Origin of the sequence: Paraburkholderia sediminicola, assembly GCF_046030555.1 — a bacterium.
GTDB classification, from domain to species: Bacteria; Pseudomonadota; Gammaproteobacteria; order Burkholderiales; family Burkholderiaceae; genus Paraburkholderia; species Paraburkholderia sediminicola_E.
Map to the genome: position 1 here is coordinate 26053 of NZ_JAQQCH010000025.1, position 13817 is coordinate 39869.

Sequence of the window (13817 nt, forward strand, 5' to 3'; positions counted from 1 at the left end):
CAGGAACCCCGCGTATGTCGGCCACCGTGAGGGAAACAACGCTGCGCGAACTGGTCATGTCCGGTACTGTTACTGGCGCCTGTGCAACGGGTCAGCAGGGCGGGTATTCGATAGCGGTTCAATGCGGCTCAGCAGTCCGGACACTTGCAACCAGTCGTGGGGATGTACGTCTGTTCACGCTTGAACGTGCGAGCGCCTTTCTTAGCGCGCTCGGCATCATGAGATTCGAAGTCGACGCCACTCATTACCAACCCGGCCGACTGCGCAAACCAAGGCCGGACCGTGCAGAAGCGCTGCGAAAAACCCGCACGCGCCCAACACAAGAACCTTTGCTCTGAGAAAACCATGGCCAAGAAATCGCCTAAATCACGGCTGACTCTGCTGGAAGGCGGAGCCGGTGCCGCCACCGCGCTCCCGGCGCTCACCTCAATCGACCTGTTTTGCGGGGCGGGGGGAATTGCGGAGGGGTTCCGTGAGGCGGGATACCATTGCTTATACGGCAACGACATCATGCCGGAGGCAATTCAGACGTTTGCCGCCAATCATCCAGGAGCAATACCCGACTGCCGGTCCGTGGAGGACGTCGACCCTGCGGAGATACGAGCCCGTCTCGGCCTCGCGAAGGGGGAGCTGGATGTGTTGGTCGGGGGGCCTCCGTGCCAAGGATTCTCGATTAACGCGCCGGAACGCTTCATGAGCGACCCGCGCAACAAGCTGTTCAGACATTACGAACGGTTCCTCGAAGAATTCGAGCCAAAGGCATTCCTGTTTGAGAACGTGCCGGGCCTTCTGTCGCTCGCCGACGGGAAGGTATTCCGTCAAATCATCAAGGTCTTCTCGCAGCTGGGATACAAGGTCACAGCGAAGATTCTCTTCGCCGCGCATTACGGTGTTCCACAAGAACGCTGGCGGCTGATTTTGCTCGGGTCCAAATTCGACGAAGTGGCGCATCCGGTCCCCACGCACTATGCGACTGGGCGAGCTAACTTTCGGGGCGGCAACACCATGACGTTTCAGCTGACCGATTTGGACAGAGAAGTTCTGAAGCCCGCGGTGACAGTTTCTGAGGCAATCGGTGACCTGCCAAGGCTTGAGATGGGGGAGGGCTCGGACGAAGTCGGCTACACCATGCCGGCTCACAGCGACTATTCGCGGACTATGCGAAATCCCGAAGCCGTGACGTTTAATCACCACGCGGCAAAACTCTCGAAGCAAAATGCCGAGCGTATGAAGCACGTGAAGCCGGGCGGCTCATGGCGGGATATCCCGCACGAGCTTCTGCCGAAGGGCATGCAGCGTGCCCGCAAATCAGACCACACGAAGCGTTATGGGCGTCTGAAGCCGGACGGCCTTTCGGGAACTGTTTTGACAAAGTGCGACCCCCACTGGGGTACCGTGTTTCTGCCGGACCAAGACCGAACCTTAACTGTGCGCGAAGCGGCCCGGTTCCAATCGTTTCCAGACACATATAAGTTCCTCGGTTCACGAGTCTCGCAATACGAACAGGTGGGAAACGCTGTTCCGGTGCTGATGGCCCGAGCAATCGCGCTGACGCTTCGTGAGCATCTAACGGCGCATGCGCCAGCCGCCGTGACGGATGACCGGGAGCTCGCGCATGGCTAGCAGAATTATCGAATTTTTCGGGTACTCGCCGCAGGACCGCTCTGAGGCAGCACGGCAAGCACGCGACGAAAGGCGGTGCCCTTTCATGGGCGCTGTTTGTCAGAAGACGTTGAACGACGGCGAGATAAGCGGTGCATGTACGCTGAAGCCCGCTAACGGACCAGCGGTCATCTGCTGTCCCATCAGACTGTACGCGAGCCAGCATCGGATATTGCGAGACGTGGCGGAAGTGGCGTTCGACGGTGGCGTTGACCTTTACCCAGGTGCCCAGGCGCGCGAAGCTGCGGTGCAGCCCGGGCGGTCCCGAATCGCGGTATTCGGTAAGGCTTGGGGCGGCGAGTTGCGCCTGCCGAATCGGAGCGGTGTTGGAGGCTATTACGTTGACTGGGTGCTCGCGAAGCTAACCGAGGCTGGCGGTCTTGAAGAGTTCGTCGCGATTGAAGTTCAATCGATTGACACGACTGGAAATTATCGCGCGGAGAGAGAGGCATACCTGCGTGGTGAAGACTTTGCCAGCACCAGCACGGCAGGGTTCAATTGGGAAAACGTGAGCAAACGCATCTTGCCGCAGCTCATCTACAAGGGAAATGTTCTGCAACGCGAGCGCTTATGCCGGAAAGGGCTGTTTTTCGTTTCGCCCACGCCCGTATACCAGAGAATTGACCAGCGTCTAGGCCAAGGCTTGTTGGAATATCACTTGCAGACCGGCTCGATAAGCTTCATGTGGTACAACGTTGGCGACCCAGTCCCCGAAGGCGAACTCCGCGAGTTGCATCGAGAAGGTACGTTTACCACGTCTGTGGTTCAGGTTGCTAACGCATTCACCTCGCCTACAAACCTGCCCGATGCGAACGTCTACGAGCGGGCCATTCATAACGCGCTGTAGGGTAGTAATCAGCTTGGGTGTCTGACCCAGTCGGCGAGGTCATCAAGAAGGGCTTCCAGCGTCTCGACCGACTGTCCTCTAATACTGCATTCCCATACGATGCGAACGCGCCAGCCTCTCTCTCCGAGAAGGCGGAGAGCGCGTTCGTCGTTCATGCGGTTCCGCTCAATTTTGGGCGTCCAATATGCCGTGTTCGACGTGGGCGGTTTGAAGAGCTTGCAGGGCTGGTGCCCGTGCCAGAAGCAGCCGTGAACCTGAATGATTGCATGGTGCTTCGGGAGCACCAGGTCGGGCCTGCCGGGCAATTGGCTGACATGCAGGCGGAATCGAAGTCCACGCGCGAAAATACCCTTCCGTACCGCCATTTCTGGCTTGGTGTCCCTGCTCTTGATGCGAGACATTATCCGACTACGGGTTTTCGCGTCTACTTTATCCATTGGGAGCGCGGACTTCGATGTTTCGCACCGGATGCAAGGTGTCCATGTTCGGATAGAATAAGGTAATGTGGGGAGTGTGTGCGCTGACGAGGCGTTACGCGTGCTGCTCGGTGCGTAATGTAGCCAGTGAGTTACACCGCCAAGCATCTGACGAATTGCTAGATATGAAAATACAACCCGAAAATTGCGCAAGATACGAAACCAACCCCCTTATCGAGGTGGTTGCGCAGTTTCGGTTTCAACCCATTCTGGCGATTGGGAAAGAAGGACCCGTGGCGGTCCAAGAAGCGCTGGCAGACGCCGGATTTCCGAACCTTAGAAAGGAAGAGCCCGCGTCCATCAGTGTTACTTTCAGAGCGGATAGTGTTCAAGGAGCGGGGGCACCGAACGTTCCGCCGCCTGTTCTTAACAGTAGCGGGACGATTTATCATTTTGCGAGCCCAGATTTCAAGCAGACGTTTTCGGCTTGCGCGACCTTTGTTGCCTTTACTACAACCAGCTATAACAGGTGGACTGATTTTCAAGAAAAGCTGGGGAAACTGGCTAATATTTTCGCGCAGGCGTATAAACCAATTGTCGTAAATAGAGTTGGCTTGCGCTATAAAGACCTGATTGAACGTGAGTCTCTTGGCTTGGACGGCGTTAGTTGGGGCGATTTGCTGAATCCGATAGTTTCGGGGATTTTTTCCACTGACAGCTTCGTCGATGATATGGATGAATTGAGCGTCGAGCAACAAGCTTCCCAGACTCTTATGACGCTCCATGACTGTAATCTGCTGTTGCAATCCGCGCTACTTAGGTCAACGGAGAACGATAAGCAGCGAGCTTTTCTGATTGATTCGGATTTTTTCCTTGAACGCTCGAATGGCATAGATGTTCCGGAATCAATTCAGCTTTTAGATACCCTACACACGAACGCCAACAGCGTTTTCAGAAAATGTATTAAGGAGCCGCTTCATGCAGCTTTGCATCCCGTCGAAAGCAAGTAACTATTCGGGTGGGTTTAGCTTTGACCATCTGATTGGCCTCAGCTTCGTAGGTCGGACGACTCCTGCCTCCACAGAGGCATCTTATTATATTAAGCCGACCTCGCAGACCTCGCATGTAGCGCAGGAATGCTTCATTGAGGACCTGAGCTGCGTAGTCATTGGAAATGGTAATCGATACCAAGACATTGATAGGTTTGTGTTTGAGGTCTCGCGGTCATTGTCCCGCGCGGCGGCCAACGAGTCTGAGCCGAGGTGGCTAACGCAAGTCAATGCGATGGACAGCGAGACCGATATGCGGACTATCGCCGCGACCATTGAGTCGCTGGCTTCGGACCTTAAAGCTGGGCCCGAAAATGTTGATTTTGCCCGTGTCAATCGTCAGACACCGAGCCCTCAGCATTTGGTTGCTGTGCTTCGAACTTCCTTCGCCTTCAGGCATCGCGTCAGTGGCTGGGGCGAGTTGCGCGATTTTGCAAAGAATTACCTTGAAACTCGGGGGATTCATTCTGCGCGAGCGATGAAGGGCCTTGACCGGTGAGCAACTTCGCAGCACCCCCGTTAGAAGACGGATTTCTCTCATTAGCCACTCACACTGTTGGGGTGTGGGTGAGTCAAAGTGACGCAAGCCATGTGGCGCTGAGTTATCTGTTCCAGAAAGACTCGGGTGATTACGGCGTGTACGACTTTCATCTTTCCGGCAACGAGAGGTTGCTGAATGATGAAATTGACTGGCGAACGTGTCGAAAACAGCGTTTCGCGCATTGCATCGAACTCGACGACATTTCGAAAATTTCACTGCCCGGCTTTATTAACAAAGTGGTCGCCAATGAAAAAATATCGTTCGGCATTGATTGGCTGGGAAATATTGGGACGCTAGACCCAGCCACCGGCATTTACACTCCGCCGGCGGACAAACCCGGGTTTACGTGCGCAACGTTCCTCGACGAAGTGTTTCGAGCATTTGGCTTTGAACTCGTCGATATGCCGACCTGGCCGAGAGATGATGCTCAAACTATCAAGTGGCGGGACGACCTCGCTGACCGCCTCGAAAAGAACGGCAAGACTCCTGCTGAGGTAATCGCCCGAATTCGAGAAACGGACCCAGTCATGAGGCTACTTCCGTCGGAATTCGCCGCTGCTGCTGCGTCGGGTCTCGACGATTGGCCGCTGAATAAAGAGTCGGCTTTCGAAGCTGCATGCGAAATCATCGAAGATTTCAACAAGGCTCGCGGTAACAATTCTTGAACGCCTCTGCATTGCCCGAGGGCGCGTAGCTTTAGGTCATCCCGCCGAGTTGCGATGCTGCCCCTAAGGCTTCCCCTCGCGGCACGTAACAGGGGGGAGCTTATTCGTGGCGCGCAGGCTGTACAGCGTCGTGCGGGAAACGCCGAATTGGCGGCTGATTTCGGCAACCGACATGTCCCGGTTCTTCATCATCGCCAACGCTGCTTTGCGCTGCTTCGCGTCTAGGGCCTGCGGCCGGCCGCCGTGACGACCACGAGCGCGCGCGGCCTGGAGGCCCGCCAAGGTTCGCTCGCGAATCAGTTCGCGCTCGAATTCGGCGAGTGCGGCGAACATGTGAAAAACCAGTCTCCCGGTGGGGCCGCTGGTGTCAATAGACTCCTTTAACGACTTAAGCTTCACTCGACGCTCATCAAGTTCGCCAACGATTCGAATTAGGTCTTGAAGGCTCCGGCCCAGCCGGTCCAGTCTCCAGACGACGAGCGTGTCGCCCTCCCGCAGTGCTTTCAGGCAGTGTTCCAACTCCGGCCGCTCGGTCGTCTTGCCGCTCGCTTTGTCTTCGTAGAGGGTCATCGCACCCGCTGCTTTCAGCGCATCGCGTTGAAGGTCGAGCGTCTGCTCGACTGTGCTCACGCGGGCGTATCCGATAATCGTCATGCCGTACCTATTCCAGACGTTGATTGTTGAAGAGAATGTTGGACATCTGGATGGGTATAACGCGGTGCGTGGACCATGACGGTGTGCAGTGTCCAGAAAATCGTCGTTTTCTGTACGTCGGGGGAAAGCCGCAGCCCATTTCCCCGGGAGTCTCAAGCTCGGGTCGCAATAGTTATCGAAATATCAAGGGTGAAAGAGTGGTTTGATTGAGTTTGTCTGGTGCGTCAAGGTTGACAAATAAGGAACGGTCGCGCAAAATAAAACCGCGGCGCCGGGCCCACTAGTAATAGTGCGGGGGTTCGACTCCCCCGGTCGAATTAATTCGGGTGGCTTTTTTGCGGAATTTTTCCGCTTCCGTACGCATTTTCAAACTCCTCCCAATCTTGGCAAAGTGTGCCGCCGATGGTAATGGGAAAAACGTCCTGAGCAAGTTGAAGTTGTGCTCTGGTTGGGCAGGTTCCCCAAAATGTGCAATTGTTCATTTTTGTCTTGTCAAATATTGCGGAATTAAATTCGCAATTTAAAAATTCACCATATCTGATATCTGAGTTTAAAAAGTTTGCTCCTTGAAGGGTGCATCTTTCGAATTTCGCTCTTTGGAGTTTTGAGTCTTTGAAGTCTGCTTTGAGCATTTCGCTGTGATTGAAGGAAAAGTTCTCCAGGTTTGATTTTCCTCCAGAGAAATCGAAATGTTTTAATCTGCAATTGTTGAATGTCCAACCTTTCAGTTGACAGTTTTTAAGCCCTGATTGTGAAAAATTAAACTGATGAAAATCGTGAGGCCTTCTGGTTTGGAAACCCTCAAAAATTAAATTGCTCAAGTCAAAAGAGTCTGGTTTTACCTCGCTTATGGCCATCGTGGAAAGTCGAAGCAGCGCAAAGAACGCCTCGTAGTTGGGCACTTTAGATTGCGCGGTCAACCCTGCAAGCATCTGATGTTCCTCGATTATCCTGATTTCGTTTTGAGCCTTTCGCTCCAATTCAAGCTTTTCTTCTTGTTTCAGCCTGCTTTGTCTGATTTTTTGTATTGCCCGCTCCGCAACAAGGGTTAGCAAAAGAAAATCAACCAGGCTTGTATGAAAGTTAACTAGACAATTTTGCCAAAAGTCTTTGCTGTAGACGCCTTGAGTGAAATTGACGAAGTCAAGAGGATAGTTGTCCCAATGGATGCTGAGCCAAATTAGCGGAATCGAAAGAATTAAAAGCGTTAAAAAATTAAATCGCCAAATTCCATTTTCATGTGATACGAAGAAGTTTGCCAGTTTTCTTGATATTGTCTTCATTGGTGCGTGGGTAATTTTTGATTTTGCCGCGTGAATTCCTGTGTGAATGGAGAAGCTTAACTCGGCTATGCCATCTCCAACGTAAAATTTTGACCCAAGTGAGCCGCGGTGCACGAACGAGGCATACGGTTCGTGCGAACCGTATCTTAGTTGCTATTTTGTAAAAGTTGAACGTTAAGCCTATAAGTCGAACATGCGAAGACTAGGAGAAAGCAGGGGCCGGGCTTATCCAGGGGCGCTCTTCAGTCATTCGTTAGCCGTACGAGTTGCTACGGAAAACTCGCCCCTATTTCTACTGCTCTTCGTCGTCAGCAAGCGTTCCATGGTTACGTTTCCATGGCAAGCAATCATATGACTAGCCCCGATATAGACGTGGAGTGAACCTCACTTGGTGACCTCGTTCATTTCTGTCCTAGCTAAGGAACTATAAGAACTGGCTCGCGTAGTCCACAAACTTTGGTCGCGACACAGCTTATCAACCGGCAAAGCTGCTAGTTGGCAGCGCTGACGAAGCAGGCGTCGACCGGGTGTGGTGTGTCCGATGCCGATGTTTTGTCGGATGCTTCTCTGCCGAGACCGTTTGCGTTGGCAGAGATGCTGGAACTGTCCGGGACACTCCATTAGTAGGTCCACTACTGGCGCACTCGTGCAACATGAAGATGATAAGCACCCAGACCACCCACTGTATCCATCGCACCAGAAAATCAAGCAAGCAATCCAGGATTTCGCCGCAAAGGCCGAGAATGGCTGCCACCCAGGCAGCGACGCGCTCGACGCCATTCACGGCGCCGAAGTAGATGCGGCGGTTTAGCGGTGCCGGTTCGTTGTAGACCGGACGTCGGGGAGCGACCGTGGACTGACTCATAGCGATGGCCTCATTGCTGCGAGTGCGCTGCTAGCACGAAAGATGAGTCAGTCGTGCGCAGTCAGACTCAGATGTCGTCGGAGTACAAGTGCCGGCATGTTTCATGAAACAACACACCCTCGCTGTGCGCCCAATGCCAGGCTGCGTCCGAGAGGAAAAGACCTTGCTCGGCGGGTGCTTGAGCATTGGCGGTGGCTTCCAGCACGCGGGCGGCTTCCAGCGCGTCGGGGTAGGGCAGCAACACGCGTGAAGCGAGCCTGATGTTGCCTGCGGTCGGTCGGAAAAGTTCCCCCCACCACCAGTTGGGCAGCTCGATGCTGTCGTAGTCGAATACGTCGGCGTGACTGCGGAAAACAGCGACTGCCGCAGTCGGCTTGAACCAGGGGACCGAGACGGGGTGGTATTCCGGGCGGAAGGGCCGCGCTACTGGCAGGAGCGTGTCCGTCGGTAGCCAGCCGAGGAAACGCAGGTCTGCGCATGGCCGGGCGGTGTCAGCCGCCGGAGGCGGAAGCGAGACGCTTGCCATCTGCCGCCGGCAAGAATCGCTGTCGGGGTGGGCGAGTAGCAACACCGGCGCGCCAAGGATAGTGGCCGGATAACCTGACAGCAGGTCGCGCATCAGGAGCGCCGCCTTTGGGCGGAGCGCTGCCCGCGTTTCGCGCACCAGAGCTTCGGGCTCACCCGCCGTGGCGGTCACGAGCCAGTTTCGGAGTAGTTCGATGCTGCTTGGAATATCCGGGCCTGCTAAGGCCGCGCTCAGTGCAGGCTCAATCGTCTTTTTCATGTTTCTGAGTTTCTCCGGTGAGTGCTGTGTCATACGGCCATCGCATGTGCGACCTGTCCCGTTCGCCATCCTGTTCAGGAGCGGCGGTCGGGTCAAATCTTCTGCACATAAAGCAAGCGCATTCAGATAAGTAGGACTGCTATGCGTTTATTATGGCACGTATTAAAAAATCACCGCTTGACAAAATGCCTATTTCAAATGAACAGCTGTTGTTAAAAACGAAAATTCTATGAATAAATGCAGCCAGAATGGCATGACGCTGATACGCTTTTACGTGGGCCAATTAAAAACAACAAGACAATGGACGCAGAGAACACTGCTGTAGAAGGCCGCAAGCGGATTGACCCCTTGAAGACGATTGTCGACTACGACCTCGTGAAGATGGCGGCGGACCTCCACGGCCTGAAGCAGAACCGCGAATATTGGGAAACGGTGCCGGTGCCGAAGCGCCCGGACGGTGAACTACGTCACGAGTCGCTGCTCCAGGTTGGCGTCTTCGCGCTGCCGGTTATCGTGTATGTCGCCGTTGCCCAACACTTCGGCTACGGCCATGCCCTGTACGGCTTGCCGCTCTACTACGGCGTGTTCCGGCTGCTCGAACGCGCCCTGAGCCGGGCAATCGTCAGCAAGCGCCAGAAGGAAGAGGACCTCGACCGCGGCCGCTACGCGTTCACGAAAATCCTCGGCAACCGGCTCAGCCTGAAGTCGGAGGAAGTGACGTACGAACGCTTGCTGAAGATGGTGGGTGACTTCGGGCTGAATGGCATCTTCGGTCGCAACATGTCGATGGAAAAGAAGAACGCCATCCTGCGTCGCGTGAACGAAATCAAGGATGTCCAGCAGCGCCTCGACTACATCATCGACTGCTACGAGCGTACCAAGCAGTACGCTCCGGTTGTGCAGAAGAAGGAGTCGACCGCCGGCGCACGCAGCACTACTGCCGCAGCAACCGCTGCCGCAGCAGTTGCGGCTGCATCGGAGGACGACGACGTGTCGCCTTTCCCGGTGGTCAACACGATGACGGGTCTGCCGATGATTCAGGGCACTCCGTACGACGTTGGCGGCAACGTCTTCGGCCAAGGCACGGTGGGTGGCTTCGAGTAAGCCCACACCCTAGCTAACGCCGTTTACGAGGACGGTCGTCGGAGCGCAATCGTTCATGGTTGCCGTTCACGGCTCGAGCGAACCCGGGAGTGGTTCGGGCGACGACGTGCAGTTGCGGCGTCAGGTCTGCGCATGAACCTGTGACAGGACCCCGCTGACGAAAGACGCGGATTTATCCCTCGGGCGCGTGCCCGGCAGCGGAGAAAAAGCCCGCGCGAGGCGGGCTGGAGTTTTACTGCGTGGCAACTCGCCAGACCTCGAGGCGCAACAACTGGTAGTAGCGCTCCTCGTCTCCTGGTTCGTTAAGCCTGAAGGTCAAGGCTTGCTCACCCTTGCATAGTTTGACAATGAGCTGCTGAGCGTCTAGCTTCCCGGCCCAGCCAAATCTCTTGAATTGCCCAAGCGCGCCGCTGGCCCTCAACTCCATCAGGATGTGGCGCTCCCACTCTCCAGTTGGCTTTTCGCCTGGCGGTATTAATAATCTTCCGTCAGGGTCCTGCTCGATATCGAGCGGCGAACGCTGGTGGCCCGTCCACGGATTGAATGCCCAGGCGTGTCGATACTGCTCACGCCACGCAGCTGCGGTGTCGGGCACTGGCCCGCGTATGCCCATCATCGGGCAGTAAAGCATCTCGGCTGTCTGCACCTCGCCTCCTTTGTCCTCGCGCAGGAACGTCTCCTGCACGAACGTATAGGCCCGGCGAGGAGGGAGCGGCCAGGCTCTACGACAATCTGTTCGGCGGCGATTTCCTCCGGCATTGGTCGCACGTACGGCGGCAGCTAGACTGGCTACGCGAGGGCGCCTGTTCGTTTCGAATGCGTCAACTGGACCCCGAACTGCGAATTACCCAGCCCCAGGGTGCCCAGCGATAGGGCGAGACGTAAATCTCGCCTGTTTCGGTGTTCGTCCATCCGCCGCCCGGGAAGTGGCGGGCGCTTGCACCGCGCGGCAGACGCGCCTGTAGCCATTGGGGCAGGCCCGCGCGCTGAACCGCTGCCTTGCCGGGCTCGTCCAATCCACCGTACCCGAAGAGGCGGATGGCTTTCGGGAGATGGGCCATGCACTCGAACTTGGCCATGTAGCGAGCCCATCCTTTGACGACCCTGCAGCAGCGGGCCCACGTGGAGCCCCATGGCCACCATTGCGCCAGCTTCTTCATGTCGAGGATGAAGCCCCTCGGCAGCCAGAGCATCAGGTGGTAATGGAGCCGGCCTGCGCGTTCGAGAACCCACGTGTATGGCAGTCGGTGCCCGCGACGCTTCAGTGCCTGGCGTACGCAGTCGATGAATTTGCTGATGAGCTTGGAGCAGAACTGTTCGTTATCCTCGAACGTCAGCGTCAGCGCGACGGCACGCAAGCCTGTGGTTTTGGCCTGGCGGCGATGCTCCTTTGTAGCCCGCAGCAGCCTCTTTCGGGCTTTAGTTCTCCGCTTCGTCGCGGACAGCGTCGCACTTGTTTCGTTCTTTTTGACAAGTTCAGCGAAGCGGGTCGCGGCCGCTGCAGTCCGGGACGGACGGCTTGCTGCCGTCGGGGAAACAGAACACATATGGCACACCTCGTGTGTGCGCCGCTTCAGCCAGATAGCTGTCCTCAGTCGAAAAAATATGTCCTCCGCGTGCTGAAATGCGGCGGGTTGAAAAGTGTCCCGCGCCTATACTCAAACGTTCTGAAGGCATAGACGCGATTTGGCATCCCACCCTGGTTGCAGCCGGGGTGGGATTTTGAACATATGACTCAGTGTGAGCGGCGCTTGGCGACCTGCTCGGCCTTGGTCGGCCTGCCGCGGCGGCGCTTGACTGGCGGCGCACCTGCCACTACAGGCCGCTGACCAGGGGAGGACGGTTGGTCGGCGAGCCACGCTTCAACGTCGGTCGCCCGGAACCGCAGCAGGCGGCCCAGCTTGATGCAGGGGGGGAGGTCGCCGCCGGTGGAGTGGCGGTTATAGATGGTCTGCTCGGCAAGTCCGAGCGCGACTGCCAAGGCCTTGGCGGAGAGAAGGGGCTGGTCCACGGTCACGTTCCTGGAAAGCGCAGTCACATGACTGCCCTCAGTATATGAGCGTGAACTACCTGGACAATTGTGTGGCTACTCGACTGTGTACTCGTCTCTGAAAACTCTCTTGCCGCACGTGCAAATTTCGATGAGATGAAGCAGCTGGTTGAAATCGGCTGACGTTCGACGGTGCCGGCGACCGCTTCCCCGACTATATACAGTCTTACCAGGCCATCAGTTTTCTGCTGCACTTTTGCTGCACTGAGCCCCGTAAATCACGGTAAGATGGAGGAACTCAGGGTAAGGTAAGTCCTTGATTTTGCTGGGTCGAACCAGCAACCATCGGCTTGGGCGACGCCCTCCGAAGGCAGGGGTTGCTGGTTCGATCCCAGCCGGGCGCACCAATTCTGGTCAAGTTTCAACGCGATTTCCCCCCGCTAGTTGTGCCCCGCAGCTTTGTCCCGCCCGCGTTGTGCCTCGCTTTTGTATCCCGGTTCACCCGCGTAGTTTTTGTCGCGAACGACAGCTGTCATCGTGACCGCCTGCCGTCCGCCGGTTTTAATCTGGCCTCACACCTTCACACCTTCACCAGCAGCTTCCCAAGGTTTTTCCCTTCGAACAGCCTATTCAACGCGTCTGGCAACGCGTCAAACCCGTCGACGTACGTCTCCTGGTAAACGATTTCACCGTTCTTCACCCACGGCGCGACGGTCTGCAGCATCTCGTCCATCCGATACACGAAGTCGCGCGCCAGAATCCCCTGGATCGTTGCGCGCTGAAACAGCATGTGTTGCAGGAAGCGCGGAGCGAGGTCCGGCGTGTCGAGACCGCCGTCGTATTGAGCGATCGCGCCGCAGATCACGATCCGCGCACGGCGCTTGATGAGCGGAATCACCGCGTCGGTGATCATGCCGCCCACATTGTCGAAATAGACATCGACGCCGCCGGTTGCCGCTTGCAGCGCCGACTGCAAGCCTTCGAGCGTGGGATGCGCTCGGTAGTCGACCGCGCCGTCGAGCTTTAGCGTGTCAGTCAGAAACGCGCACTTGTCCGGGCCGCCGGCGATCCCGATGACGCGGCATCCGGCGCGCTTGCCGAATTGTGCGACCAGCGAGCCGACCGCACCCGCGGCGCCGGACACGACGAGCGTGTCGCCCGGACGCGGCCTGCCCGCTTCCATCAAGCCGAACCACGCGGTGCGTCCCGGCATGCCGAGTACGCCGAGCGCGGTTGAAACCGGCGCCGCGTTGGGGTCCAGTTTGGTCAGTTCGCTGTGGTGACACTTGGCGTACAACTGCCAGCCGCTATAGGCCGACACCCAGTCGCCTTCCTTGAATAGCGGGCTCGCCGACGCCACCACTTCACCAACCACGCCCGCTCGCTGCACGATGCCGAGCGGATGCGGCACATCGTAAGTATTGCGTTCGTGCTGCTGGATTCGAATGTACGGATCGACGCTAATAATGCGCGCCCGAATCAGCACCTCATTCGATGACAGATTGGCGTCGAGCTCGCTTTCGCGCAACTCGTAATGCTCATCGCTAACTCGCCCTTCGGGGCGCTTCACGTAAAACCACTGGCGATTTTGATAACTCATGTGAGGACTCACTGCTGTCGTAGACGGTGATCGATCTTACCAGCGGAGCCGTTGCACGCGCGGACCTGACGTCGCAGCCGGACGGACGTCGGGAGGCCAGGAGCCGCCGGAACAGGCGCCCGATCCCAAGCTTGTTGAAAGCCTCGCATCCCGCTAGAATCCCTCGGTCACTGGGGAGTAGCCTTCCTTCATCCATTGAAGGAGAGCGCGTCAACATACTTGGCCTGCGGGTCATGGCGCGTTCGACCGGGTCGGTTTGGCGAGACCATTGGCGTACTGCTTCGTTCTGGTCGGACGGGTCGCGGTGCGTCATGGGTTCGTCACCTACGTCCGACCGAGGAGTTATCCTGTGAAACA

General features: G+C 56.7%; 15 protein-coding genes and 1 riboswitch. Of the genes, 7 read left to right on the top strand and 8 right to left on the bottom strand.

Annotated elements, in window-relative coordinates:
• The first annotated feature begins 14 nt into the window (after positions 1–14).
• The 3 genes from PQQ52_RS28110 to PQQ52_RS28120 are packed head-to-tail and all read left to right on the top strand — an operon-like array spanning position 15 to position 2509.
• On the top strand, positions 15–338 hold the full coding sequence (locus PQQ52_RS28110; protein ID WP_408218715.1) for a ParC-related protein: 324 nt from the start codon (positions 15–17) through the stop codon (positions 336–338).
• Positions 339–345: 7 nt separating this feature from the next.
• Complete coding sequence (locus PQQ52_RS28115; RefSeq protein ID WP_408218718.1) at positions 346–1623, top strand: DNA cytosine methyltransferase; 1278 nt, start codon at positions 346–348, stop codon at positions 1621–1623.
• Positions 1616–2509, top strand: a complete 894-nt coding sequence (locus PQQ52_RS28120; protein WP_408218721.1) for a NotI family restriction endonuclease — start codon at positions 1616–1618, stop codon at positions 2507–2509. The genes PQQ52_RS28115 and PQQ52_RS28120 overlap by 8 nt, the downstream gene beginning before the upstream one ends.
• An 8-nt stretch (positions 2510–2517) precedes the next feature.
• On the opposite strand, the gene PQQ52_RS28125 is transcribed toward PQQ52_RS28120, so the two are convergent.
• A complete protein-coding gene (locus tag PQQ52_RS28125; protein WP_408218724.1) occupies positions 2518–3093 on the bottom strand; it encodes a very short patch repair endonuclease in 576 nt (191 codons plus the stop codon).
• A gap of 17 nt (positions 3094–3110) precedes the next feature.
• On the opposite strand from PQQ52_RS28125, the gene PQQ52_RS28130 reads away from it, so the two are divergent.
• The 3 genes from PQQ52_RS28130 to PQQ52_RS28140 all read left to right on the top strand — a co-directional run bounded on the left by PQQ52_RS28130 (position 3111) and on the right by PQQ52_RS28140 (position 5180).
• Positions 3111–3935 (top strand): TIGR04255 family protein, encoded by an 825-nt coding sequence (locus PQQ52_RS28130; RefSeq protein ID WP_408218727.1) that lies wholly within the window; start codon positions 3111–3113, stop codon positions 3933–3935.
• Positions 3904–4473 (top strand): hypothetical protein, encoded by a 570-nt coding sequence (locus tag PQQ52_RS28135; RefSeq protein ID WP_408218730.1) that lies wholly within the window; start codon positions 3904–3906, stop codon positions 4471–4473. Before PQQ52_RS28130 ends, PQQ52_RS28135 begins: the two co-directional genes overlap by 32 nt.
• A gap of 68 nt (positions 4474–4541) precedes the next feature.
• Positions 4542–5180 (top strand): hypothetical protein, encoded by a 639-nt coding sequence (locus PQQ52_RS28140; RefSeq protein ID WP_408218733.1) that lies wholly within the window; start codon positions 4542–4544, stop codon positions 5178–5180.
• Positions 5181–5243: 63 nt separating this feature from the next.
• On the opposite strand, the gene PQQ52_RS28145 is transcribed toward PQQ52_RS28140, so the two are convergent.
• The 3 genes from PQQ52_RS28145 to PQQ52_RS28155 all read right to left on the bottom strand — a co-directional run bounded on the left by PQQ52_RS28145 (position 5244) and on the right by PQQ52_RS28155 (position 8766).
• Positions 5244–5834, bottom strand: a complete 591-nt coding sequence (locus PQQ52_RS28145; protein WP_408218735.1) for a recombinase family protein — start codon at positions 5832–5834, stop codon at positions 5244–5246.
• Between the two features lie 317 nt (positions 5835–6151).
• On the bottom strand, positions 6152–7231 hold the full coding sequence (locus PQQ52_RS28150; RefSeq protein ID WP_408218738.1) for a pentapeptide repeat-containing protein: 1080 nt from the start codon (positions 7229–7231) through the stop codon (positions 6152–6154).
• Positions 7232–8049: 818 nt separating this feature from the next.
• The gene (locus PQQ52_RS28155) at positions 8050–8766 is read right to left on the bottom strand and encodes a hypothetical protein (protein WP_408218741.1); all 717 of its coding nucleotides are present in this window, start codon (positions 8764–8766) and stop codon (positions 8050–8052) included.
• A gap of 348 nt (positions 8767–9114) precedes the next feature.
• On the opposite strand from PQQ52_RS28155, the gene PQQ52_RS28160 reads away from it, so the two are divergent.
• The gene (locus PQQ52_RS28160) at positions 9115–9870 is read left to right on the top strand and encodes a hypothetical protein (RefSeq protein WP_408218744.1); all 756 of its coding nucleotides are present in this window, start codon (positions 9115–9117) and stop codon (positions 9868–9870) included.
• A 232-nt stretch (positions 9871–10102) separates the two neighbouring features.
• Here PQQ52_RS28160 and PQQ52_RS28165 read toward each other — a convergent pair whose 3' ends face one another.
• The 4 genes from PQQ52_RS28165 to PQQ52_RS28180 form a co-directional block, all read right to left on the bottom strand.
• The gene (locus tag PQQ52_RS28165) at positions 10103–10555 is read right to left on the bottom strand and encodes a hypothetical protein (protein ID WP_408218747.1); all 453 of its coding nucleotides are present in this window, start codon (positions 10553–10555) and stop codon (positions 10103–10105) included.
• A 136-nt stretch (positions 10556–10691) separates the two neighbouring features.
• Positions 10692–11417, bottom strand: coding sequence for a rolling circle replication-associated protein (locus PQQ52_RS28170; protein ID WP_408218750.1), 726 nt, complete (start codon positions 11415–11417; stop codon positions 10692–10694).
• A 188-nt stretch (positions 11418–11605) separates the two neighbouring features.
• Positions 11606–11881 carry a helix-turn-helix transcriptional regulator gene (locus PQQ52_RS28175; RefSeq protein ID WP_408218753.1) on the bottom strand — a complete coding sequence of 92 codons (276 nt, stop codon included), beginning with the start codon at positions 11879–11881 and terminating at the stop codon, positions 11606–11608.
• Positions 11882–12440: 559 nt separating this feature from the next.
• Positions 12441–13460 carry an NADP-dependent oxidoreductase gene (locus PQQ52_RS28180; RefSeq protein WP_408218755.1) on the bottom strand — a complete coding sequence of 340 codons (1020 nt, stop codon included), beginning with the start codon at positions 13458–13460 and terminating at the stop codon, positions 12441–12443.
• Between the two features lie 160 nt (positions 13461–13620).
• Positions 13621–13788: riboswitch (yybP-ykoY riboswitch) on the top strand.
• Positions 13789–13817 lie beyond the last annotated feature (29 nt).